Genomic DNA, 18,929 nt, shown 5'->3' with positions numbered 1-18,929 from the left:
CGCCAAATTAACGCAGTTCGCGGCTGGAATCGTTACCGGGCGCAGGGAGTGAACGACATGGCTAACAGTTTTGCGACACGGCTCGCGGCCGCGCTGCTGGTGGTCTGCCTGGCGGCCGCAGCCCGGGCCGATGACGAGGCCCCGCAGCCATCGCCGTCGCCCTCGCCGAGCGCGCAGGCCCCCGCGGGCCAGAAGGGGCGGGCAGGGCGCGGCGAGGCCGGCGCCGCCACCCCCGCCAGCACGCCTGTCGCCGAACAGCACCGCCTGCCGCCGGACGCCACGACCAAGCAACAGGTCGCGCTGCCCGGGCGGACGCTCGCCTTCAGCGCCACCGCCGGCTCGATCCGCGTGTTCGACGACAAGGGCGAGCCGCTCGCCGACATCGCCTATACGTCCTACCAGCTCGACGGCGCCGACAAGGCGAACCGCCCGGTGACGTTCCTGTTCAACGGCGGTCCCGGCTCGTCGTCGGCCTGGCTGCAATTCGGCAGCGCCGGGCCGTGGCGGCTCTCGTTCCAGGGCGACGGCGCAGTGTCCTCGGCGTCGCCCGACCTCGTGCCGAATGGTGAGACCTGGCTCGACTTCACCGATCTCGTCTTCATCGATCCGGTCGGCACCGGCTACAGCCGCTTCGTCACCACGTCCGAGGAGGCGCGTAAGCGCTTCTTTTCCGTCGACGGCGACGCCAATGCGGTGGCGCTGGTGATCCGCCGCTGGCTGGAAAAATACGACCGGCTGCCGTCGCCGAAATATGTCGCCGGCGAAAGCTATGGCGGCATCCGCGGACCGAAAGTGGTGCGCAATCTGCAGATGCAGCAGGGCGTCGGCGTCCGCGGCCTTGTGCTGATCTCGCCGGTGCTCGACTTCCGCGAATATGCCGGCTCCAGCATCCTGCAATACGTCAACAGCCTGCCGACCATGGCCGCGGTCGCGCGCCAGGCCAAGGGACCGGTGACGCGCCAGGATCTTGGCGATGTCGAGCGCTACGCGCGAGGCGATTTCCTGCTCGACCTCATCAAGGGCCAGGCCGATAGCGAGGCCACCGCGCGGCTCGCCGACAAGGTCGCGAGCCTGACCGGCATCGACGCCGCGGTGAGCCGCCGGCTCGCCGGCCGCTTCGACATCGGCGAATTCCGCCGCGAGTTCGACCGCAAGAACGGCAAGGTGACGGGACGCTACGATGCCTCGGTCGAGGGCTTCGATCCCTATCCCGATTCCAGCTACTTCCATTTCAACGATCCCTCCGGCGATCCCTTGATGGCGCCGCTCACCAGCGCCGCCGTCGACCTCACCACGCGCAAGCTGAACTGGCGGCCGGACGGCTCCTACCATCTGCTCAGCGAGAGCGTGAACAAGGCCTGGGATTTCGGTCACGGCATCAACCCGGCGGAGTCGGTGACGCAGCTGCGCCAGATGCTGGCGCTCGATCCAAAACTCAAGCTCCTCATCGGCCACGGCCTGTTCGACCTCGCCACGCCCTACCTCGCCTCGCAGATCATCCTCGACCAGCTGCCGGCCTTCGCCGGCCGTGATCGCAGCAAGCTCATGGTCTACCCCGGCGGCCACATGTTCTACTCCCGCGACGGCTCGCGCGAAGCGTTCCGGAAAGAGGTCGAGGCGCTGATGAGGTGAGGGGAGTGCGTCGCTCGCTGCCCAATTCCGGTGTCGTCCCGGCCTGCGCCGGGACGACGTTGGGGATGGTCCTCGATCACTATCAACAACCGCGGTGTCATCACCCGCGAAGGCGGGTGATCCAGTATTCCAGAGACAGCAGTGATTGAGCCGAGAGGCCGCGGCGTACTGGATCGCCCGGTTGAACCGGGCGATGACAGTTGTGGGTGGGGACGCAGCTTCGCATTCTCGCGACATGATTTGTCCGAGCTTTGCATCTCTTTTCGCATGCCGATCCTTCCCAGGGCTGGCTCCTTCCGGGGAGACGGACATGGCGAGCAAGCCGCGACTTTCGCCACTTGACGACGGCAGGAAATTTTCGAACCCGGTCGGCCGCGCCGGCGTTCCGAAAATTGCAAGCACGCGACGATTCCGGACCTTGCAACCACAAAACATTTGACGCGCTGACTTTTCTCTGCGCTTAGATCATGGCATTCGCCGCGGGTGAAACAGCCTGCACTCTTGAGGACCGTCATGCGTAACGCACGCGCAGATATCGTAGAGACCGCCGCCCGCGTCTGGCCGCTTATTCGGCCGGCCGATTGGTCGTGCGTGTCCGCGATGACACGAGGTCCGAATTTTCAGCTCCAGGCCGGGCTGATCCGCAAGGCAAGAGTGTAACACTCGGCGCAGGGCCGCTCCCTCCGCCGAAACGGCAGGAGGGCAGGATGAACGCCCGCAACGACGTCAAGAGACCATTCGATCAGACCCTGGACCCGCGGCTTGTGCTGGCCGCGGCGCAACGCCGATTCGCCGCGCGGATAGATGTTCTCGTGGCTCGCTGGCTCGAGCGCCGCGCGACGAACGCCGAGGCCGCACAACGGCTGTTCCAGCCCGATCAGAAACCGCACGTGAGTTCGGGAATGGGCGTGAGCCTCGGCGCTTGATCTCCAAATTGGCTTGGGTCGCAACATTGAGGCAGTCGGCGGGGTGGGGATCGCGTCCTCGTCCGCCGGCTGCCTCACGCATACGTCTCCACGACAAGATCGATCAGCAAGCAAGCGTAGCCCGCATGAGCGAAGCGACATGCGGGTTACACGCGGTCCCGCATATCGCTTCGCTCATGCGGGCTGCACCTGGCCCGAAGCCTACTTCGCGTATTTGCCGGTCAGCTGCGGGGTGTAATCCGGGTAGGCGCCCGCCGTCTTCTCCTTGGCCTCTTCGTGGATCTGGAGGCGGGTCTTGCGCGCCCAGCCGCGCTTCAGCTCGTCCTTCACGCTGAAACGCAATCGGCCGAGCCCTTCGGTTTCCAGCTCGATGGTGTCGCCGTCCATGAATGGGTTGAGGCCGCGGTGATTGGTGCCGGTGGCGACGATGTCGCCGGGCAGCAGCGTGTGGATGCTCGACAGCCAGGCGATGCACTTGGCGATCTTGTGGCCCATGTCGTCGGTATTGAAGTTCTGCATCAGCACGCCGTTGTTCCACAGCCTGATCTGCAGCGACTGCGGGTGCTTGATTTCGTCTGATGTGACGAGATAGGGGCCGATCGGCGCGAAGGTATCGCGGCTCTTGGTCTGGAAGAACACGTTGTTCGACGGCGGCAGGCCGCGCGCCGAACCGTCGACGAAGTTCATGTAGCCGAACACGTAGCTCATCGCGTCGGCTTCGCTGACGTGGCTGCATCTCCTGCCGATCACCGCCGCCACTTCGGCTTCGCCCTCGAAGATCGTGGCCGGCACGTCGGGCAGCACCATGGTGTCGCCGTGTCCGATGATCGCGCTCGGCGATTTGTGGAAGGCGTTGATCGGCGCCGGCGCGCTGCGCGTGCCATCTTCCATGTAGTTGACCGCCATGCAGTCGATGGTGCGCGGGCCCGGCACCGGCGGACGGATGCGGATGCCGGACAGCGGCACGCCGGCGCTACGCGCGACCGCCGCCTCGAGCCGCGGCCTATAGCTGCCCCAATGCTCGATCAGCCCGTTCATCAGATCGCCCGGGCCGATATGCGGGATGTCCTTGACCTCGGCACTGACGTCGACCACGGCGTCGCCCTTCAGCACGCCGAGCTTGAAATCATCGAAATAGACCAGCTTCATCGCGTATTCCTCACCCCTTATGCCGAGCTTGCGCCGACGTCGGTCCGGTCGCGCAACCTCGCGCGCCTTCGCCACATCCAGAGATCCGCCATGACCTTGACGGTCGCAGCGAGGACCAGTGCGCAAAGCGCAAGCTTCGAGACCATCTCCATGGTCCCCTCGATCAGTATGCCATGGACCACGCTGCCGACCACGATGACGATCGCAAGCAGCCTATGCGCGAAGAGCCAAGTTCGCGGCCGCAGTCCCAACCGCCGTCGGAACGCGGCCAACACGGCGACGGCGAAGATCGCCCACATCGCGATCACCCCGAACGGGGAGAACGGCGTCGGCGACGTGAAGGTCAGGGCGTCGATCATGTCGGGCGGACTGGTGATCCAGAGGCCGCCGACGTGGATCACCACCGCCGCGACCAGCGTGGCTCCGGTGAACAGATGGACGCGCCGGCCGATCCGGCCGGGCAGTCCCGGCAGGTATCCGCCGATCAGCACCGGCTGAAACAGCATGACGCCGAGCGCGACGATCCCGGCGAAGCCGGCCAGGATGTAAAGCGGATCGCGCCATGCGAGCAGGGGACTTAGCGCGGCTGCGGCGATCGGCACGCCAACGGCCAACGCGACGGCGACCCAGATCAGGGTCACCCGGGCCAATCTCAATCCTCTCGTCGGCAACTCGGTCAGGCCGGCTGCAGGACGAAGTGCGCCTCCAGGCTGGTATCCTTGGGGCTCCCCATCACCGGACGCAGGAACACGGTCTTGAATTCACCGCTGTCATAGGCGAGGTGGCCATGCGGCTGGCCGAAGACAGGAATGATCTGCGGAATCTCGAGACGGAACGCGCCATTCTTGTCGGTGAGCGTGGCTCCATGACTATGCGGTTCATGCTCGCGGCCCTCGATGGTGTGCGCCCAGATCTGGATGCGCTGCCCGGCCAGCGGCGCCCCATCGCCGGCGCGGCGCACCGTGCCACTCATCCAGAAGCCACCCTTGCCGATCCGCTCCACGACCGGCGCGCCCGCGAGGTAGTTGTTAGACCCGCCCAGCATCGAGGGGGTCGGTGCGAGGTTCTGCGCGCGGGCGGGCAACAGCAGCGCGGGAACCGCGGATGCTGCCAGCACGGAGCCGCCGGCAGCGAGCAGGGTGCGGCGGTTGAGTAGGACGGCGGTCATGTGAAACCCTCGTGACGTCCGTGGTGCTTCTCCAAGACTACAACAACAGACGCAAGTCGCCCAGTTGAAGGAGGCGAACCGCGCGACGCGTCGCAATAAAAGTGTTGTGAATGGCGCGCCGGTCTCGCAACGCAAAATGCCGGGTCCGCAAACGCATGGCCGAAGAAGGGAAGGTGAGGTAGTTTGTTCCGCCGCAGCGGTGGAGTTGCGTGCGCATCAAGCCGATTGTCTCCGTTGCGTGTTAGGGGACCCGGTCGCTCAAGCGTTCATGGAATCTTCAAGCGAGGCAGCTCGCAGACGGTCCAGTTAACAGCCATTGGTCTCTCACAGGAGATTGGTATGTTTGACCCCGAGCAATTCATCGCCGGCTGCCGCGCAGCTTTTGCGGCGGAGCCTACCCACAAGGCGGTCCGCGAGGTCCTTGCACGCGCGGTGTCCGACCCGGCGGCCGTGCTCAGAGGGCTGGGTGAGCCGACGCGCCCAGAAAGCCGCGCTCTCTTCCATTCGGACAAGCTCACGATCCTCAACGTAGTCTGGGCGCCAGGCATGATGGTGATGCCGCACGATCACCGGATGTGGGCCATGATCGGCGTTTACTCGGGGCGCGAAGACAACATCTTCTGGCGCCGCATTCCCGATACGCCGAAAAAGGTCGAGGCCGCCGGCGCGCGGGCGCTTTGCGAAGGCGACGCCGTGGCCTTCGGCGCCGACATCATCCACTCGGTCATCAATCCGATCGATCGGCTGACCGGCGCGATCCACATCTATGGCGGCGATTTCTTTGCCGCCGAACGCAGCGAATGGGACGCGATGACTCTCGAGGAGCACCGCCTGGATCGCGAGCAGCGGCGCCGCATGTTCGAGGCGGCGGCTGCCCGCTACGAGGCAGATCATCCCGGCGGCGCACGCTGAGGATTCATTCAGGACCAGCAAGCGTAGCCCGCTGCCTCACCCGTACGTCTCCACGACAAAATCGATCAGCGCGCGCAGCTTCGGCGTCATCTTGCGGTGCTTCGGCCACAGGATCTGGCGGGCGCGGGATTGCGTCCGGTAGTCCGGCAGCAGCACCTTGAGCCGGCCGGCGGCGATATCGCCGGCGAGCAGCTCGTCGCGCATCAACACGATGCCGGCGCCGGCGAGCGCGGCGTAGCGGATTGCGAAGGTGCTGTTCATGGTGAGGCGGCTCTTGACGTCGACATGGATTTCGCCGTCGGGCCCGAGAAAGGTCCAGCGCTGGCCGTCCGACCAGCCGGGATAGCGCAGGCATTCATGGCCGGCGAGGTCGCGCGGATGCGCCGGCGTGCCGCGCTCGGCGAGATAGCTCGGCGCGGCGCAGACCACGCCGGTGTAGGGCGACAGCGCGCGCGACATCATGGTGGAGTCGGTCAGCGTGCCGACCCGGATCGCGGCGTCGAGGCCCTCCTCGAGCAGGTCGACCATCTTGTCACTGAGCACGAGGTCGACCGTCACCTCGGGATAGATTTTCATGAAGCGCACCAGCGCCGGCGCGAGGCTGTAGGAGCCGAACGCGACCGAAGTGGCGACGCGGAGCTTGCCGCGTGGCGCGCTCATCGCTTCCTCCACCAGCGCATCGCCGGCCTCGGCCTCTTCCAGCAGGCGCTTGCAGTGATCGAGGTAGCTGCGGCCGAGCTCGGTCAGGCTCTGCCGCCGCGTCGAGCGGTTGATCAATTGCGAACCGAGCCGTTCTTCCAGGAAGCGGATATGCTTGCCGATCATGGTCGGCGAGATCCGGAGCTCCTTGGCCGCCGCGGTGAAGGAGCCGAGATCGGCGACCTTGGCGAATACGGCCATGCTGGTCAGTCGGTCCATGATTATAAACCAATGGTTCTTTCATAATGGAACAGGGCGTCACTAACGCGGCGCCGGAATTGGATTTATTACCACGAGTGAGTAATCGGCGCGACCAGCGCGCCGGATTGATGCGAAATGCTTGCCGACCGCGCCCGGAGGGGGCGACCGCGCGAGCGTCCTTGCAGGCCGAACCAGGACAGGAGTGTCGCGATGGCCTTCCAGATCAATATCAACGGGACCAGTCATTCGGTCGACGCCGACGGCGATACGCCGCTGCTGTGGGTGCTGCGCGACGTGCTCGGCATGACCGGCACCAAGTTCGGCTGCGGCATGGCGCTGTGCGGCGCCTGCACGGTGCATCTCGACGACACCGCGGTGCGCTCCTGCATCACCACGATCGACAGCATCGGCGATTCCAAGATCACCACCATCGAGGCGGTCGGCAAGACGCCGGCCGGCAAGAAGATCCAGGACGCCTGGCTCGCGCACGAGGTGCCGCAATGCGGTTACTGCCAGTCCGGGCAGATCATGTCGGCGTCGGCGTTGCTCGCCAGCAAGCCGAAGCCGACCGACGCCGATATCGACGACGCGATGGCGGGCAATATCTGCCGCTGCGGCACCTACGTGCGCATTCGCGAAGCGATCAAGCAAGCTGCGCAGTCGGGAGGTTGATCATGACGCTGACGAATCTTTCCGAGCGCGCGGCCGAGCTGTCGCGGCGCAATTTCCTCCGGGCGACGGCGGTGGCCGGCGGCGGCCTGTTGCTCAGCGTCAGCCTGCCGCTCGCCGGCGGCGACGGTGCGCTGGCCGCGTCCGACAATTTCGAGCCGAATGCCTTCGTCAAGATCGGCGGCGACGGCCGCATCGTGCTCACCATGCCCTATGTCGAGATGGGGCAGGGCACCTATACCTCGATCCCGATGCTGATCGCCGAGGAGCTCGAGGTCGAGCTGAAGCAGATTCAGCTCGAGCACGCGCCGCCGAGCGACAAGCTCTATGCCAATCCGCTGCTCGGCGTGCAGGCGACCGGCAATTCGAACGCGATGCGCGGCTCCTGGCAGCCGATGCGCAAGGCTGGCGCCACCGCGAAGGCGATGCTGGTCGCCGCCGCGGCGAAGCGCTGGGAGGTCGATCCCGCCTCCTGCCGCGCCGAGAAGGGCGAGGTGATGCACACAGCCTCGGGCCGCAAGCTCGGCTATGGCGCGCTGGCCGCCGACGCAGCCAAGCTGCCGGTGCCGGAGCAGGTGACGCTGAAGAGCCCGGCCGATTTCAAGCTGATCGGCACGCCGGCGAAGCGGCTCGATACGCCGTCGAAGATCAACGGCACCGCGATGTACGGCATCGATGTCCGGCCGCCCGGAGTGAAGATCGCGACCTTGGCGCAGTCGCCGGTGTTCGGCGGCAAGGTCAAGCGCGTTGATGATGCGGCCGCCAAGGCCGTCAAGGGCGTGCGCCAGATCGTTCAGGTCGAGGATGCGGTCGCCGTGATCGCCGATCACATGGGCGCGGCGAAGAAGGGCCTCGCCGCGCTGACGATCGAGTGGGACGACGGTCCGCACGCCAAGCTCAGCACGGCGGACATCGCGCGCGAGCTCGAGGCCGCCACCACCAGGCCGGGCGCGGTGGCGCAAAATGTCGGCGACGCCGACAAGGCGATGGCCGGCGCGGCGACCAGGGTCGAGGCGACCTATCAACTGCCGTTCCTCGCGCATGCCACCATGGAGCCGATGAACTGCACCGTGCATGTGCGCGCGGATGGTTGCGAGATCTGGCTCGGCAGCCAGGCGCTGTCGCGCGCGCAGGCGGTGGCGGCGAAGGTGCTGAACCTGCCGCCGGAGAAGGTCGTGGTGCACAATCATCTGCTCGGCGGCGGATTCGGCCGCAGGCTCGAGGTCGACAGCGTGATCCGCGCGGTGCAGATCGCCAAGCAGGTCGACGCGCCGGTCAAGCTGGTGTGGACCCGCGAGGAAGACGTCCAGCACGACATGTACCGTCCGTACTGGTTCGACCGGATTTCCGTCGGCCTCGATGCGGTGGGCAAGCCGGTCGCCTGGAACAACCGGTTTGCCGGATCGTCGGTGCTCGCGCGCTGGGCGCCGCCGGTGTTCCGCAACGGCCTCGATCCGGATACCACCGAAGGCGCGATCGATCTGGTCTACGACATCCCGAACTTCCATGTCGAATATGTGCGGGTCGAGCCGCCCGGCATTCCGACCGCGTTCTGGCGCAGCGTCGGGCCCTCGCACAACGTGTTCGTCGCCGAGAGCATGATCGACGAGCTGGCGGCGGCGGCCAAGCAGGATCCGGTGGCGTATCGCCGCGCGCTGCTCGGCAAGTCGCCGCGCGCCAAGGCGGCGCTGGAGCTGGCGGCGGCCAAGGCCGGCTGGGGCGAGAAGCTGCCGGCCGGACGCGGCCGCGGCGTGTCGCTGCAATTCGTGTTCGGCAGCTATCTCGCGCAGGTTGCCGAAGTCGAAGTCGCCAAGGACGGCTCGGTGCGCGTGCACCGCGTGGTCTGCGCGATGGATTGCGGCACCGTGGTCAATCCGAACACGGTGCAGGCGCAGCTGCAGAGCGGCATCAATTTCGGCGTCACCGCCGCGCTCTATGGCGAGATCACGCTGAAGGACGGTCGGGTCGAGCAGGGCAATTTCGACAGCTACCAGATGCTGCGGATCGACGCCGCGCCGGCGATCGAGGTGCATATCGTGCCGAGCACGGAGCCGCCGGGCGGCATGGGCGAGACCGGCACGTCGGGCATCGTGCCGGCGATCAGCAACGCGATCTTCGCGGCGACTGGCAAGCGGCTGCGCAAGATGCCGATCGATCCGGCGCTGCTGAAGCAGGCGTAAGGCGAACCGCGCCAAAGCTGCTGCGTTCAGGCCGGTCGCGCCTGATCGCAGCAGCGTCCTGCGGTCTGGACCGGCGGGCAGGGCACCGATCCGTAGGAGCAGAACACGCAGCAATCGCCGGCCTTCGGCTTGAGACGGCTGCCGCAGCCCTTGCAATCGTAGAAGAACTGGCAGGCATCGGTCGGCATGGTCTCGGCGGCGGCAAATCCGCAAGCCGGCCAAATGAGGGTCGAGACGAACTGCATGCGACGCCGGATGATGTTGCCGGCGCGCCGGCCGGGAGCCGTGACGTCACCATCCTTGCAGGATCGCGCGTGCCGTGGAAGTGGTGTGGCGCGATCGTGGTGCCGTTCGCTTGATGCAGTTCCCTTGATGCAGTTCCCTTGTATCGACGCGAATTCGCGGGATTGAACAATACCCTGTGGGGGTATATAGCTCACGGCGGTTTGCAGCGGGCCGATTTGCAGCTAGGTTGCGGACGATCGGAGGCGCAGGGCGCGTGTTGGTGCGAATGAACAGGTCGGGACGGATGCGGGCGGGATGTTCCATCATCCTGGCCTATCTGTTTTGCGTCCTCGCGCCGTCCTTCGCGCTGGCCTTCGGCGCGCCGTTTCCGTGCGTGACCGACGAGGTCCAGCCGGTCGCCATGGTGCATGCGCATGAGATGCCGGTGGCGATGGTCCACGACGGCGGCGCCGCGCATGATCACGCCGCCATGCATCAGCATGAGCCTCAGCCTCAGCATCACTTGGCCGATGCCGCCGATAGCCATGCCAATATCCCCGCCAAGCACGACCACGACGGCAAGAGTTCGCCCGGGCCGTGCTGCGCGATGATGTGCGTGTCGGCGCTGCCGGCCGATCTTCCGTCGGTTGCCGCGCCGCTGCATCCGATCGCGACGCGCATCGCCGAGGCCTCTCAGGGCCTGCGCAGCGAGGCGCCGGCGCGGCTCTATCGTCCCCCCATCGCCTGATCATCGCTGAAGTCGTGGCCGCGAGCGCGCATCGCGCGCGGCCTGTGATTCATTGATGATCGGGACAGATCCATGTTGTCGCATCTCGGGGCGAAGCTCGCCGCCGTGGCCACAAGGCGTGGCCGGCGAACCCAACTCTATTTCCTGACGCGGACGGCCGCCGTGATGGCGGCGGCGGCGCTCGCCGGCTGCATGTCCGATGGCAGGCAAACCGTCGCGGCCGGCCACCCGGCGGAGCCGTCGGCGCGCACCGCCGGGGTCGGCTACCGCTCGACCATCGCGCCCTACGACAGCCTGCGTCCTGCGACGCCGCTGCCGTGGCGCGAGCGCAATGACGGCGTGACGCCGCCGGCCAAACCGAATCAGTAGGAGGGCGCCATGCGACATCGCACCATCGCGCCGCTGCTGCTGCTGGCGTCATCCGCGCTTGGCGGCTGCGCCTCGTTCTCGGCGGACCGCGGCATGGGCGTCGTCTCCGACGTGACCGAGCGGGCCATCGGCAAGGACGTCGCCTTCGTGCGTTCCGCCGACGAGGCCGCAACCGTTGACGCTGCAGTGAAACGGCTGCTCGCGCGCAACCTGACGGCGGATGCCGCGGTCCAGGTCGCGCTGCTCAACAACAAGGGCCTGCAGGCCGCCTATGGCGAGCTGGCACTGGCGGAGACCGACCTCGTCGCGGAAAGCCTGCCGCCGAACCCGGTGTTCTCGATCTCGCGCATCACCGGCAACGGCGCCAGCGAGGTCGAGCGCCAGGTGGTCGGCGACATCCTCGCGCTGGCGACGCTGCCGGCGCGTTCCGAGATCGCGCGCGAGCGGTTCCGCCAGGCGCAGCTGCGCGCCGCGCTCGCCACCCTGCGGCTCGCTGCCGAGGTGCGGCGCGCGCATGTCGCAGCCGTTGCCGCTGGCGAGATGGTCGTGCTGCTCACCGACGCCAAGGCGACCGCCGAATCGACCGCGCAGCTTGCGAAGAAGCTCGGCGAGACCGGCGCGATGAACAAGCTCGACCAGGCCCGCGAGCAGGTGTTCTACGCCGAGATCACCGCCGACCTCGCCAGCGCGCGGCAGAATGCCGCGAGCGCGCGCGAGCGGCTGGCGCGGCTGATGGGGCTGTGGGACGGCGACCTCGGCTTCCGGATCCCGAACACACTGCCGGCGCTGCCGCGGCGGCCGCGGCAGCAGCCGTCGATCGAAGTCGATGCCGTCAGCCATCGCGTCGACCTGCAGATTGCGCGGATGGACCTCGTCGCGCTCGCCAAGACACTCGACCTCACCGAGGCGACGCGCTTCGTCACGCTGCTCGACGTCGCCGGGATCGACAAGCGCACGCACGATCCGGAAAGCCCGCCGTTTCGCGAGCGCGGCTTCGACGTCCAGTTCCAGATCCCGATCTTCGACGGCGGCGAGGTGCGGGTGCGCCAGGCGGCGGAGACCTACCGGCAGGCGATGAATCGCCTGACCGAGAAGGCGGTCAACGTCCGCTCCGAGGCGCGCGACGCCTACCGCGTCTACCGCTCGGCTTACGACATCGCCAGCCACTACCAGCGCGAGGTGCTGCCGCTGCGCCAGATCGTCACCGAGGAGATGCAGCTGCGCTTCTCGAGCATGCAGGTCGACGTGTTCGCGCTGCTGACCGAGGCGCGGCAGCGCCTTGCCTCGCTGCGCGCGGCGATCGACGCCAAGCGCGATTTCTGGCTCGCGCAATCCGACCTGCAGACCGCGATCAACGGCGGCGCCGCGGCCACCGCGCCCTCGACACCATCTGCCATCGCCTCGTCCGCACAGTCGGCGGCCGGCGGCGATCACTGAACGGAGACAGCCGATGTATTCACGACGTGGATTTTTGGGGACCGCCGCGCTGGTCACCGCAAGCGCAGTCAGCGGGCGCGTGCAGGCCGCCGCGATTCCGGAGGCGCCGACCATGGACAAGACGGTGATGCAGCCGCCGCTGCATCCGACCAGCGGCCCGGACTACCGGCCGGTGGTGACGCTCAACGGCTGGTCGCTGCCGTGGCGGATGAACGGCGACTGGAAGGAATTCCATCTCGTCGCCGAGCCGGTGGTGCGCGAGTTCGCGCCGGGCATGAAGGCCAATCTCTGGGGCTACAACGGCCAGGCGCCGGGCCCGACCATCGAGGCGGTCGAGGGCGACAAGGTCCGCATCTTCGTCACCAACAAATTGCCGGAGCACACCACGGTGCATTGGCACGGCATGATCGTGCCGAGCGGCATGGACGGTGTCGGCGGCCTCAGCCAGCCGCACATCAAGCCCGGCAAGACCTTCGTCTACGAGTTCGAGATGAAGCACAGCGGCACCTTCATGTACCACCCGCATTCCGACGAGATGGTGCAGATGGCGATGGGCATGATGGGCATGTTCATCGTGCACCCGCGCGATCCGGCGTTCCGCCCGGTCGACCGCGACTTCGTCTTCATCATGAGCAGCTACCTCATCGATCCCGGCACCTATTTGCCGAAGGTCAACGAGATGACCGACTTCAACATGTGGGCGTGGAACAGCCGGGTCTATCCCGGCATCGATCCGATGCCGATCCGGCTCGGCGACAGAGTACGGGTGCGGATCGGCAACCTGACCATGACCAACCATCCGATCCATGTGCACGGGCACAATTTCGCGGTGACCTGTACCGACGGCGGCTGGGTGCCGGAGAGTGCGCAATATCCGGAGACCACGACCGACGTGCCGGTCGGCGCGGTGCGTGCGTTCGACATGCTCGCCGACAACCCGGGCGACTGGGCGTTCCACTGCCACAAGTCGCACCACACCATGAACGCGATGGGTCATGACGTCAGAAATCTCATCGGCGTGTCGCGCCAGGATCTGGCGAAGGCGGTCGGCAAGCTCGCGCCCGATGCGATGGTGATGGGATCGACCGGCATGGCGATGGGCAACATGGAGATGCCGGCGCCCGACAACACGCTGCCGATGATGACCGGCACCGGACCATTCGGGCCGATCGAGATGGGCGGCATGTTCACGGTGATGAAGATCCGCGACGGGCTCGCGCGCGACGATTACGCCGACCCCGGTCCGTACCAGCACCCGCCCGGCACCGTCGCCTATGAGGTCGAGGCGCCGGCCGAGCCCGCGCGGCAGCCGCCGCCTGCGCCCGAGCGAAAGGCCAAGCCATCGATGAAGGGAATGAAGATGTAGTGCATCGAAACCGTCGTCTCACGAACAGCAAACATCAAACCCAAATGGAGAAACCATGAATCACTTCACCAGGATCGGCATCGCGCTCCTTGCGCTGTCGGTCACCGCGGCGGCCTCGCGCGGTCATGAAAAACACGGTCACGAAACCTATTCGGCCGGCGAGCCCGGCGATCCGAGCAAGCCGTCGCGCACGGTCGAGATCGAGATGAAGGAGATGGAGTTCACGCCGTTCCGCGTCGAGGTCAGGCGCGGCGAGCAGATCCGCTTCGTGATCCGCAACGCCGGCACCGAGGATCATGAATTCCTGCTCGCCACCACCGAGGAGAATTTGAAGCATGCCGAAGTGATGAAGAAGCATCCGCACATGGAGCATGACGATCCGAATGGCGTGCGGCTGGCGCCGAAGAAGACCGCGGAGATCGTCTGGAAATTCACCAAGGCCGGAACGTTCGAATATTCCTGCCTGATCCCCGACCATCGCGACTACGGCATGACCGGCCGCGTCGTCGTGAAATGACAACCAGCGAACAGAAAGACCAGCCATGATGAACAAGACGATCCGGATTGCCGCCACCATGCTCGCCCTCGCATTGGGCTCGGCCTTCGCGCAGGCCGCGCCGATCAGCGGCGAGGTCAAGAAGATCGACGAGAGCGCCGGCAAGATCACCCTGAAGCACGGCCCGGCCAAGAGCCTCGGCATGGATGAGCCCATGACCATGGTCTACCGCGTCAAGGACCCGGGCCTGCTCAAGCAGGTCAAGGTCGGCGACAAGGTCCAGTTCGAGGCCGAAGGAGGCGATGCCGGCTACACCGTCACCAAAATCCAGAAGGCGAGGTGAGGCCGGCGGCGGCCGCCGGTCCTCCGGGCTGCGGCCGCCGTTAGGGCAGCATTAACTCTGCCGCGCCGGCGCCGCGTCTGGGAACGCGATCGGCGCTGGCGCGTTGCTGTGCATCTTGCGCAGAAGGACCCCTTCCATGAGACTCAACGCGGCAATCCTGATGGCGGCACTGGTGGTATCGGGAACCGTGTTGGCGCAGAGTTCGGGTCCCTCGGCGGGTCCTGTCCTGGCCGGGCAAGGGGCGAACCAGGGCGCGAACGTGACGACGACGGGCCAAGCCCAGAACAGCAACAAGAAGACCGGCGACAGCGGCCCGCCGATCGAGCAGGCGGCGCGTCCGGCCAAGCCGGATGCCGGCGGCAGCACCGTCGGTGCAAACCGGCCGAAACCCGACCGGCGCAACGAGCACTATCCATAGACCCGCAGACCTGCCGCGGCGCGCCCGAACCGTCGATTGCGGCCTGACGGTTCGCAGCTTCGTACTACCCATTCTACGCAGCGCGATCCCCCGGCACATTTCTTGCCTCGTATCGGCTGTCCGATCGCGCACGAGCGATCGGCGCGCTCAGCATGATGCGGAGGGTTGCGATGACCCAACAGAGGATCGGCTTTGTCGGTTTCGGCGAGGCAGCGCAGTGCTTCGCGGCCCATCTCGTCAGCAAAGGCGCAGCCGCGCCGCTGGTGTTTTGCGAGGGAAAGACCAACCATCCGCCATACCCCGAGGCGTTCCGCAGCATGGCCGCGGCGCACGGCGTTGAGCTGCTCGACAGCCTGCACGAACTAATGGCGCGTGCCGATGTCGTGTTTTCGGCGGTGGTGGTCGCGACAGCGGTGCCGGTCGGCCAGGCGATCGCCGCGCTGGTCCGTCCGGGTATGCTGGTGATCGACATCAACGCCTCGACGCCGAGGGCCAAGCGCCTGGTCGGCGACGCGGTGGCGGCGCGTGGCGGCAGCTTCGTCGATGCCAATCTGATGGGCGCGGTCAGCATCTACGGCGCAGCGGTGCCGCTATACTGTTCCGGCGAGGGCGCGGTGCGCTTCGCCGAGACATTTGCGCCGCTCGGCTTCACCATCGAACTCGCCGGTCCGCAGGCCGGCACGGCGGCGGCGGTGAAGATGCTGCGCAGCGTGGTGACAAAAGGCATGGAGGCGCTGATCGTGGAAGCGCTGACTGCCGCATCGCTCGCCGGCGTGCGCAACGAGGCGCTGCGCGGCATCTGCGAGCCGATGGACGCGACACGCTACAGCAAGTTCGTCGACATGTGCGTGCGTACCGATGTGCTGCACGCCGAGCGCCGCGCGGTGGAAATGGATGGTGTTGTCGAGGGGCTGCGCGAGATCGGATTGCAGCCGATCATGACGGAGGCCACCGCTGCGCGGCTCAGGACATCGGCAGGGCTCGGCCTGCGCGACGATTTTGCGGCGCGGCCGGCGTATAGCGCGGACGACGTGCTCGATGCATATGCCGCGAAGCTGTCGGCGTTGGCCGATCGCAGGCTGTAGGCTGTAGGATGGGTAGCAAAAAGCCGGCGCAGTCATGGCGACTGGCCGGCTTGGTGGAGCGAGCACGGTGGGCACGGCGCTACGCGCCTTTGCCTACCTCACGCATCGTTCAGTAGACGAGGCCGGTGCCCGGGGGCTTTTCCATCGCCGCGGCGAGTGAGCGATATTCATCGCTGTTGGTGCCGGCGAGCTGGGCGATCTTGTTCAGGTGATACTGCGCCTGATCGCGGTTGCCTTGTTCGACCTGCCAAAGGCCGTAATACTGCCAGGTGCGCACATGCGCGGGATCGGCCTTCAACGCGCGCTCGTACCAGACCTGCGACACCTTGTAGTCGCCGAGCTTGCGATAGGAGTAGCCGATCAGATTGGCGACGTCGGCGCGGTCGTCCTGGCCCAGCGCCTTCAGCTGATCGATCGCGGCCGTGTAGTCGTGACGATCGTAGATCGTGGCGTAGGCGGCGCGATAGCCGGCCAGGAACTTCTGATCGTCGATCGCCGAGCTCCTGTCCTTCTTCGACTTCTTGCCCTTGGTGTTGCTGTCGGACGCCGGCGGTGACGGATTGTCGCCGCCCGCGGCATAGGCCGAGATGACGGGACTGGCCACCAGGGCCGCCGAGAGCACCGCGAGGGTCAAAAACCGTGTCTTTCTCATTCTCTGTCGCTCCTGATCGTTTCTGATCGTGCTCGGTAATCGTACACCGAAGCCCGCTGACTTGAACACCCATGGTCTCGGAACATTCCCGCCGCCCCGACGATTCCCCGTGATCGGTAAGCCCGGTCGCACTGGTGCGACCCCGGTCACACTGACGATCTTGTCGCACCCGCGGAACATGACATGGATGTCATGCAGATGAATGAAGTCCGTCTGCGCCCTTCAGAACGGGTTCAGTGCGCGGCCGCTACGGTCGCATGCACTGATCGGCGAGGCCGACCATCCGGCCGGACACCTCTCGATCCCGAAGAGGAGGACCACCATGCTCAAGACGATTTCCGCCGCGCTGCTTGCCATGTCCGTGATCGCAGCGCCCGCGCTCGCCGCCGAGACCGGCAAGGCCGCAACGCCCGCGCCGGCGACCAAGACCGCTCCCGCGACCAAGCCCGCTCCCGTGATCAAGAGCGAGCAGCTGCCGTCGAAGGTGCAGAACGCCAACGCCAAGATGGGCGGTCATCACAGCAAGCACTATCGCCATCACCGCCACCACAAGCACATGGGTATGCTGAAGGTGAAGGCGCCGAAGCACGCGACCAACCACGTCCACGGCAAGGTCGCGATCAAGCACGTCGCGCCGGCCAAGCGCGGCTGAATCTGATCCGCAGGGCGCGGGTTCGATCCACATTGCCCCGCCGCGTCCTTCGGATGTCAGACCCGGCCCGCCCGTCCATTGCTTCCCCAATGGCGGCGGGCCGGTTGCGCTTTTGCCACGGAACGAGGTCAGGCGACCTCGTAGAAGGCGTAGCGGAGTTGGCGCGCCGCTGGATCGAACACGCCGGTGCCGATCGCCTGGAGGCTGTTGAGCCAGCCATAGCGGGGATCGCCGGTCTCGAAGCGCGGCGCGACGACGGCCCTGTGCGGTCCCGTCGCCGAGAAGCGCAGGCGGCCGTTGTACTGGACGAAGATCAGCGCATCGTCGTCGGTCCGCACGGTGAAGCGCACGTCGAGCATGGCAAAGGAACGGTCGGGCGCCACGATCAGCCAGTCGGCGGCGGCCTTGCCCGCCAGCGAGGCGTTCAGGCGGCGGCCGCTGATCCTGAGCGTGTTGACCTCCGACACCGCGCGCTCGCCGAGCGGCGTGCCTGATAACGCGAAGCGCTCACCCATCCCGGCAAGAACCTCGCAGATCGGTGTCAGTGTCGGCGGCGGCAGGCTGTCAGCGAAAGTCATTGCCGTTACTCCGCACCGGCCAGGCGCACCATCAGCTTGCCGAAATTCTTGCCGTTCAGCATGCCGATGAAGGCTGAGGGCGCCTTGTCGAGGCCATCGACGATGTCGTCGCGCGTCCTGATCTTGCCCTCACGCAACAGCGTGGCGACCTGCTGGACCGCGTTCGGGATCTCCGCGACGTGGTCGGAGATGATGAAGCCGCGCACATTGATGCGATTGCGCAGGAGCGTGCTCCAGTCCGGTCCGGGCGAGGGGGCAGTCTGGTTGTATTGTGCGATCAGGCCCGACACCACGGCGCGGGAATGCCGGTTCATCCGCGGCCACACCGCATCGAGCACCGCGCCGCCGACATTCTCGAAATTGATGTCGATGCCGTCGGGCGTGGCCTTGGCGAGGTCGCCGATGAGATTGCCGGCCTTGTAGTCGACGCAGGCGTCGAATCCGACCTCGTCGACGACATAGCGGCATTTGTCGGGGCCGCCGGCGATGCCGACGACGCGGCAGCCCGCGATTTTGGCCAACTGGCCCGCCACCGTGCCGACGGCACCTGCCGCCGAAGACACCAGCACCGTCTCGCCCGGCTTCGGTGAGGCGAGGTCCATCAGGCCGATATAGGCGGTCCAGCCGGGCAGGCCGAGCGGCCCGAGCCAGGCCGGCAACGGCGCCAGCGCCGGATCGATCTTGCGCCAGGTGCCCGCTGCGGTGGCGATGTTGTAGTGCTGCCAGCCGCCCATGCCGTGAACGTGGTCGCCGGGCACGAGCGTCGCCGACCGCGACTCGACCACGATTCCGACGACGTGGCCACGCATGGCCTCGCCGAGCTTGACCGGCGGGAGATAGGAATCCTTCTCGTCCATGATCCCGCGCATGTAGGGATCGAGCGAGAGATAGAGCGTCTTCACCAGCGCCTCCCCGTCGGCAAGCTCGGCCGTCCCGCGCTCGGACAATTCGAAATCGGCCTCGGTCGGCATGCCCACCGGGCGGCGCTTGAGCAGGATCATTTGATTTGCTGGCATCGTGAACT

The 18,929-nt window shown here is 66.5% G+C and carries 22 protein-coding genes; 14 read left to right on the top strand and 8 right to left on the bottom strand.

Annotation, left to right across the window (positions count from 1 at the left end):
- The first annotated feature begins 57 nt into the window (after positions 1-57).
- Together XH93_RS26655 and XH93_RS26650 are read left to right on the top strand one after the other, a co-directional pair.
- The gene (locus XH93_RS26655) at positions 58-1,632 is read left to right on the top strand and encodes a S10 family peptidase (protein ID WP_194469767.1); all 1,575 of its coding nucleotides are present in this window, start codon (positions 58-60) and stop codon (positions 1,630-1,632) included.
- A 707-nt stretch (positions 1,633-2,339) separates the two neighbouring features.
- Positions 2,340-2,558 carry a hypothetical protein gene (locus XH93_RS26650; RefSeq protein WP_194469766.1) on the top strand — a complete coding sequence of 73 codons (219 nt, stop codon included), beginning with the start codon at positions 2,340-2,342 and terminating at the stop codon, positions 2,556-2,558.
- Between the two features lie 201 nt (positions 2,559-2,759).
- On the opposite strand, the gene XH93_RS26645 is transcribed toward XH93_RS26650, so the two are convergent.
- Genes XH93_RS26645 through XH93_RS26635 form a run of 3 tightly spaced genes read right to left on the bottom strand, consistent with a single transcriptional unit; the run spans position 2,760 to position 4,875 of the window.
- The gene (locus tag XH93_RS26645; protein WP_194469765.1) at positions 2,760-3,707 is read right to left on the bottom strand and encodes a fumarylacetoacetate hydrolase family protein; all 948 of its coding nucleotides are present in this window, start codon (positions 3,705-3,707) and stop codon (positions 2,760-2,762) included.
- Between the two features lie 17 nt (positions 3,708-3,724).
- Positions 3,725-4,363 (bottom strand): ferric reductase, encoded by a 639-nt coding sequence (locus tag XH93_RS26640; RefSeq protein WP_371814792.1) that lies wholly within the window; start codon positions 4,361-4,363, stop codon positions 3,725-3,727.
- Positions 4,364-4,383: 20 nt separating this feature from the next.
- A complete protein-coding gene (locus tag XH93_RS26635; protein WP_194469764.1) occupies positions 4,384-4,875 on the bottom strand; it encodes a Twin-arginine translocation pathway signal in 492 nt (163 codons plus the stop codon).
- Positions 4,876-5,214: 339 nt separating this feature from the next.
- On the opposite strand from XH93_RS26635, the gene XH93_RS26630 reads away from it, so the two are divergent.
- Entirely contained in the window at positions 5,215-5,787 is a 573-nt protein-coding gene (locus tag XH93_RS26630) for a hypothetical protein (protein ID WP_194469763.1), read from the top strand.
- A gap of 36 nt (positions 5,788-5,823) precedes the next feature.
- On the opposite strand, the gene XH93_RS26625 is transcribed toward XH93_RS26630, so the two are convergent.
- On the bottom strand, positions 5,824-6,705 hold the full coding sequence (locus XH93_RS26625; protein ID WP_139484591.1) for a LysR family transcriptional regulator: 882 nt from the start codon (positions 6,703-6,705) through the stop codon (positions 5,824-5,826).
- 192 nt (positions 6,706-6,897) lie between these two features.
- On the opposite strand from XH93_RS26625, the gene XH93_RS26620 reads away from it, so the two are divergent.
- Complete coding sequence (locus XH93_RS26620) at positions 6,898-7,359, top strand: (2Fe-2S)-binding protein (RefSeq protein ID WP_139484592.1); 462 nt, start codon at positions 6,898-6,900, stop codon at positions 7,357-7,359.
- 2 nt (positions 7,360-7,361) lie between these two features.
- Positions 7,362-9,536 (top strand): xanthine dehydrogenase family protein molybdopterin-binding subunit, encoded by a 2,175-nt coding sequence (locus tag XH93_RS26615; protein ID WP_194469762.1) that lies wholly within the window; start codon positions 7,362-7,364, stop codon positions 9,534-9,536.
- A gap of 26 nt (positions 9,537-9,562) precedes the next feature.
- On the opposite strand, the gene XH93_RS26610 is transcribed toward XH93_RS26615, so the two are convergent.
- Positions 9,563-9,781, bottom strand: a complete 219-nt coding sequence (locus tag XH93_RS26610) for a GDCCVxC domain-containing (seleno)protein (RefSeq protein WP_194469761.1) — start codon at positions 9,779-9,781, stop codon at positions 9,563-9,565.
- A gap of 266 nt (positions 9,782-10,047) precedes the next feature.
- On the opposite strand from XH93_RS26610, the gene XH93_RS26605 reads away from it, so the two are divergent.
- The 8 genes from XH93_RS26605 to XH93_RS26570 all read left to right on the top strand — a co-directional run bounded on the left by XH93_RS26605 (position 10,048) and on the right by XH93_RS26570 (position 16,023).
- Positions 10,048-10,509, top strand: a complete 462-nt coding sequence (locus tag XH93_RS26605; protein ID WP_194469760.1) for a hypothetical protein — start codon at positions 10,048-10,050, stop codon at positions 10,507-10,509.
- Positions 10,510-10,581: 72 nt separating this feature from the next.
- Entirely contained in the window at positions 10,582-10,878 is a 297-nt protein-coding gene (locus tag XH93_RS26600) for a hypothetical protein (protein ID WP_194469759.1), read from the top strand.
- A 9-nt stretch (positions 10,879-10,887) separates the two neighbouring features.
- Complete coding sequence (locus tag XH93_RS26595) at positions 10,888-12,315, top strand: TolC family protein (protein ID WP_194469758.1); 1,428 nt, start codon at positions 10,888-10,890, stop codon at positions 12,313-12,315.
- Between the two features lie 13 nt (positions 12,316-12,328).
- On the top strand, positions 12,329-13,681 hold the full coding sequence (locus XH93_RS26590; RefSeq protein ID WP_194469757.1) for a multicopper oxidase family protein: 1,353 nt from the start codon (positions 12,329-12,331) through the stop codon (positions 13,679-13,681).
- Positions 13,682-13,736: 55 nt separating this feature from the next.
- The gene (locus tag XH93_RS26585; protein WP_194469756.1) at positions 13,737-14,198 is read left to right on the top strand and encodes a cupredoxin domain-containing protein; all 462 of its coding nucleotides are present in this window, start codon (positions 13,737-13,739) and stop codon (positions 14,196-14,198) included.
- 28 nt (positions 14,199-14,226) lie between these two features.
- Positions 14,227-14,520, top strand: coding sequence for a copper-binding protein (locus XH93_RS26580; protein ID WP_194475342.1), 294 nt, complete (start codon positions 14,227-14,229; stop codon positions 14,518-14,520).
- A 136-nt stretch (positions 14,521-14,656) separates the two neighbouring features.
- Complete coding sequence (locus XH93_RS26575) at positions 14,657-14,938, top strand: hypothetical protein (protein WP_194469755.1); 282 nt, start codon at positions 14,657-14,659, stop codon at positions 14,936-14,938.
- Between the two features lie 170 nt (positions 14,939-15,108).
- Positions 15,109-16,023: an NAD(P)-dependent oxidoreductase gene (locus tag XH93_RS26570; RefSeq protein WP_194469754.1), complete on the top strand. Its 915-nt coding sequence runs from the start codon at positions 15,109-15,111 to the stop codon at positions 16,021-16,023.
- Positions 16,024-16,132: 109 nt separating this feature from the next.
- Here the strand turns inward: XH93_RS26570 and XH93_RS26565 are convergent, their stop codons facing one another.
- Positions 16,133-16,675 carry a lipopolysaccharide assembly protein LapB gene (locus XH93_RS26565; protein WP_139484261.1) on the bottom strand — a complete coding sequence of 181 codons (543 nt, stop codon included), beginning with the start codon at positions 16,673-16,675 and terminating at the stop codon, positions 16,133-16,135.
- 322 nt (positions 16,676-16,997) lie between these two features.
- Between XH93_RS26565 and XH93_RS26560 the strand changes: the two genes are divergently transcribed.
- Positions 16,998-17,327: a His-rich protein BRANT gene (locus tag XH93_RS26560; RefSeq protein WP_244622339.1), complete on the top strand. Its 330-nt coding sequence runs from the start codon at positions 16,998-17,000 to the stop codon at positions 17,325-17,327.
- Between the two features lie 128 nt (positions 17,328-17,455).
- Here the strand turns inward: XH93_RS26560 and XH93_RS26555 are convergent, their stop codons facing one another.
- A complete protein-coding gene (locus XH93_RS26555; protein WP_194469753.1) occupies positions 17,456-17,905 on the bottom strand; it encodes a DUF3237 domain-containing protein in 450 nt (149 codons plus the stop codon).
- A 5-nt stretch (positions 17,906-17,910) separates the two neighbouring features.
- Positions 17,911-18,921 (bottom strand): NADP-dependent oxidoreductase, encoded by a 1,011-nt coding sequence (locus tag XH93_RS26550; RefSeq protein ID WP_194469752.1) that lies wholly within the window; start codon positions 18,919-18,921, stop codon positions 17,911-17,913.
- Between the last annotated feature and the right edge of the window lie 8 nt (positions 18,922-18,929).

This window comes from Bradyrhizobium sp. CCBAU 51753 (genome assembly GCF_015291565.1).
GTDB lineage: Bacteria > Pseudomonadota > Alphaproteobacteria > Rhizobiales > Xanthobacteraceae > Bradyrhizobium > Bradyrhizobium ivorense.
Note: the sequence above shows the minus strand (reverse complement) of the source record. Positions and strands in the feature narration are given on the sequence as shown.

Coding starts and splice junctions, on each gene's coding strand:
- XH93_RS26650 (WP_194469766.1), top strand. CDS start 2,340: ATGAACGCCCGCAACGACGTCAAGAGACCATTCGATCAGACCCTGGAC.
- XH93_RS26625 (WP_139484591.1), bottom strand. CDS start 6,705: ATGGACCGACTGACCAGCATGGCCGTATTCGCCAAGGTCGCCGATCTC.
- XH93_RS26610 (WP_194469761.1), bottom strand. CDS start 9,781: ATGCAGTTCGTCTCGACCCTCATTTGGCCGGCTTGCGGATTTGCCGCC.
- XH93_RS26585 (WP_194469756.1), top strand. CDS start 13,737: ATGAATCACTTCACCAGGATCGGCATCGCGCTCCTTGCGCTGTCGGTC.
- XH93_RS26575 (WP_194469755.1), top strand. CDS start 14,657: ATGAGACTCAACGCGGCAATCCTGATGGCGGCACTGGTGGTATCGGGA.
- XH93_RS26590 (WP_194469757.1), top strand. CDS start 12,329: ATGTATTCACGACGTGGATTTTTGGGGACCGCCGCGCTGGTCACCGCA.
- XH93_RS26655 (WP_194469767.1), top strand. CDS start 58: ATGGCTAACAGTTTTGCGACACGGCTCGCGGCCGCGCTGCTGGTGGTC.
- XH93_RS26560 (WP_244622339.1), top strand. CDS start 16,998: ATGCTCAAGACGATTTCCGCCGCGCTGCTTGCCATGTCCGTGATCGCA.
- XH93_RS26635 (WP_194469764.1), bottom strand. CDS start 4,875: ATGACCGCCGTCCTACTCAACCGCCGCACCCTGCTCGCTGCCGGCGGC.
- XH93_RS26645 (WP_194469765.1), bottom strand. CDS start 3,707: ATGAAGCTGGTCTATTTCGATGATTTCAAGCTCGGCGTGCTGAAGGGC.
- XH93_RS26555 (WP_194469753.1), bottom strand. CDS start 17,905: ATGACTTTCGCTGACAGCCTGCCGCCGCCGACACTGACACCGATCTGC.
- XH93_RS26550 (WP_194469752.1), bottom strand. CDS start 18,921: ATGCCAGCAAATCAAATGATCCTGCTCAAGCGCCGCCCGGTGGGCATG.
- XH93_RS26580 (WP_194475342.1), top strand. CDS start 14,227: ATGAACAAGACGATCCGGATTGCCGCCACCATGCTCGCCCTCGCATTG.
- XH93_RS26600 (WP_194469759.1), top strand. CDS start 10,582: ATGTTGTCGCATCTCGGGGCGAAGCTCGCCGCCGTGGCCACAAGGCGT.
- XH93_RS26570 (WP_194469754.1), top strand. CDS start 15,109: ATGACCCAACAGAGGATCGGCTTTGTCGGTTTCGGCGAGGCAGCGCAG.
- XH93_RS26605 (WP_194469760.1), top strand. CDS start 10,048: ATGAACAGGTCGGGACGGATGCGGGCGGGATGTTCCATCATCCTGGCC.
- XH93_RS26630 (WP_194469763.1), top strand. CDS start 5,215: ATGTTTGACCCCGAGCAATTCATCGCCGGCTGCCGCGCAGCTTTTGCG.
- XH93_RS26620 (WP_139484592.1), top strand. CDS start 6,898: ATGGCCTTCCAGATCAATATCAACGGGACCAGTCATTCGGTCGACGCC.
- XH93_RS26615 (WP_194469762.1), top strand. CDS start 7,362: ATGACGCTGACGAATCTTTCCGAGCGCGCGGCCGAGCTGTCGCGGCGC.
- XH93_RS26565 (WP_139484261.1), bottom strand. CDS start 16,675: ATGAGAAAGACACGGTTTTTGACCCTCGCGGTGCTCTCGGCGGCCCTG.
- XH93_RS26595 (WP_194469758.1), top strand. CDS start 10,888: ATGCGACATCGCACCATCGCGCCGCTGCTGCTGCTGGCGTCATCCGCG.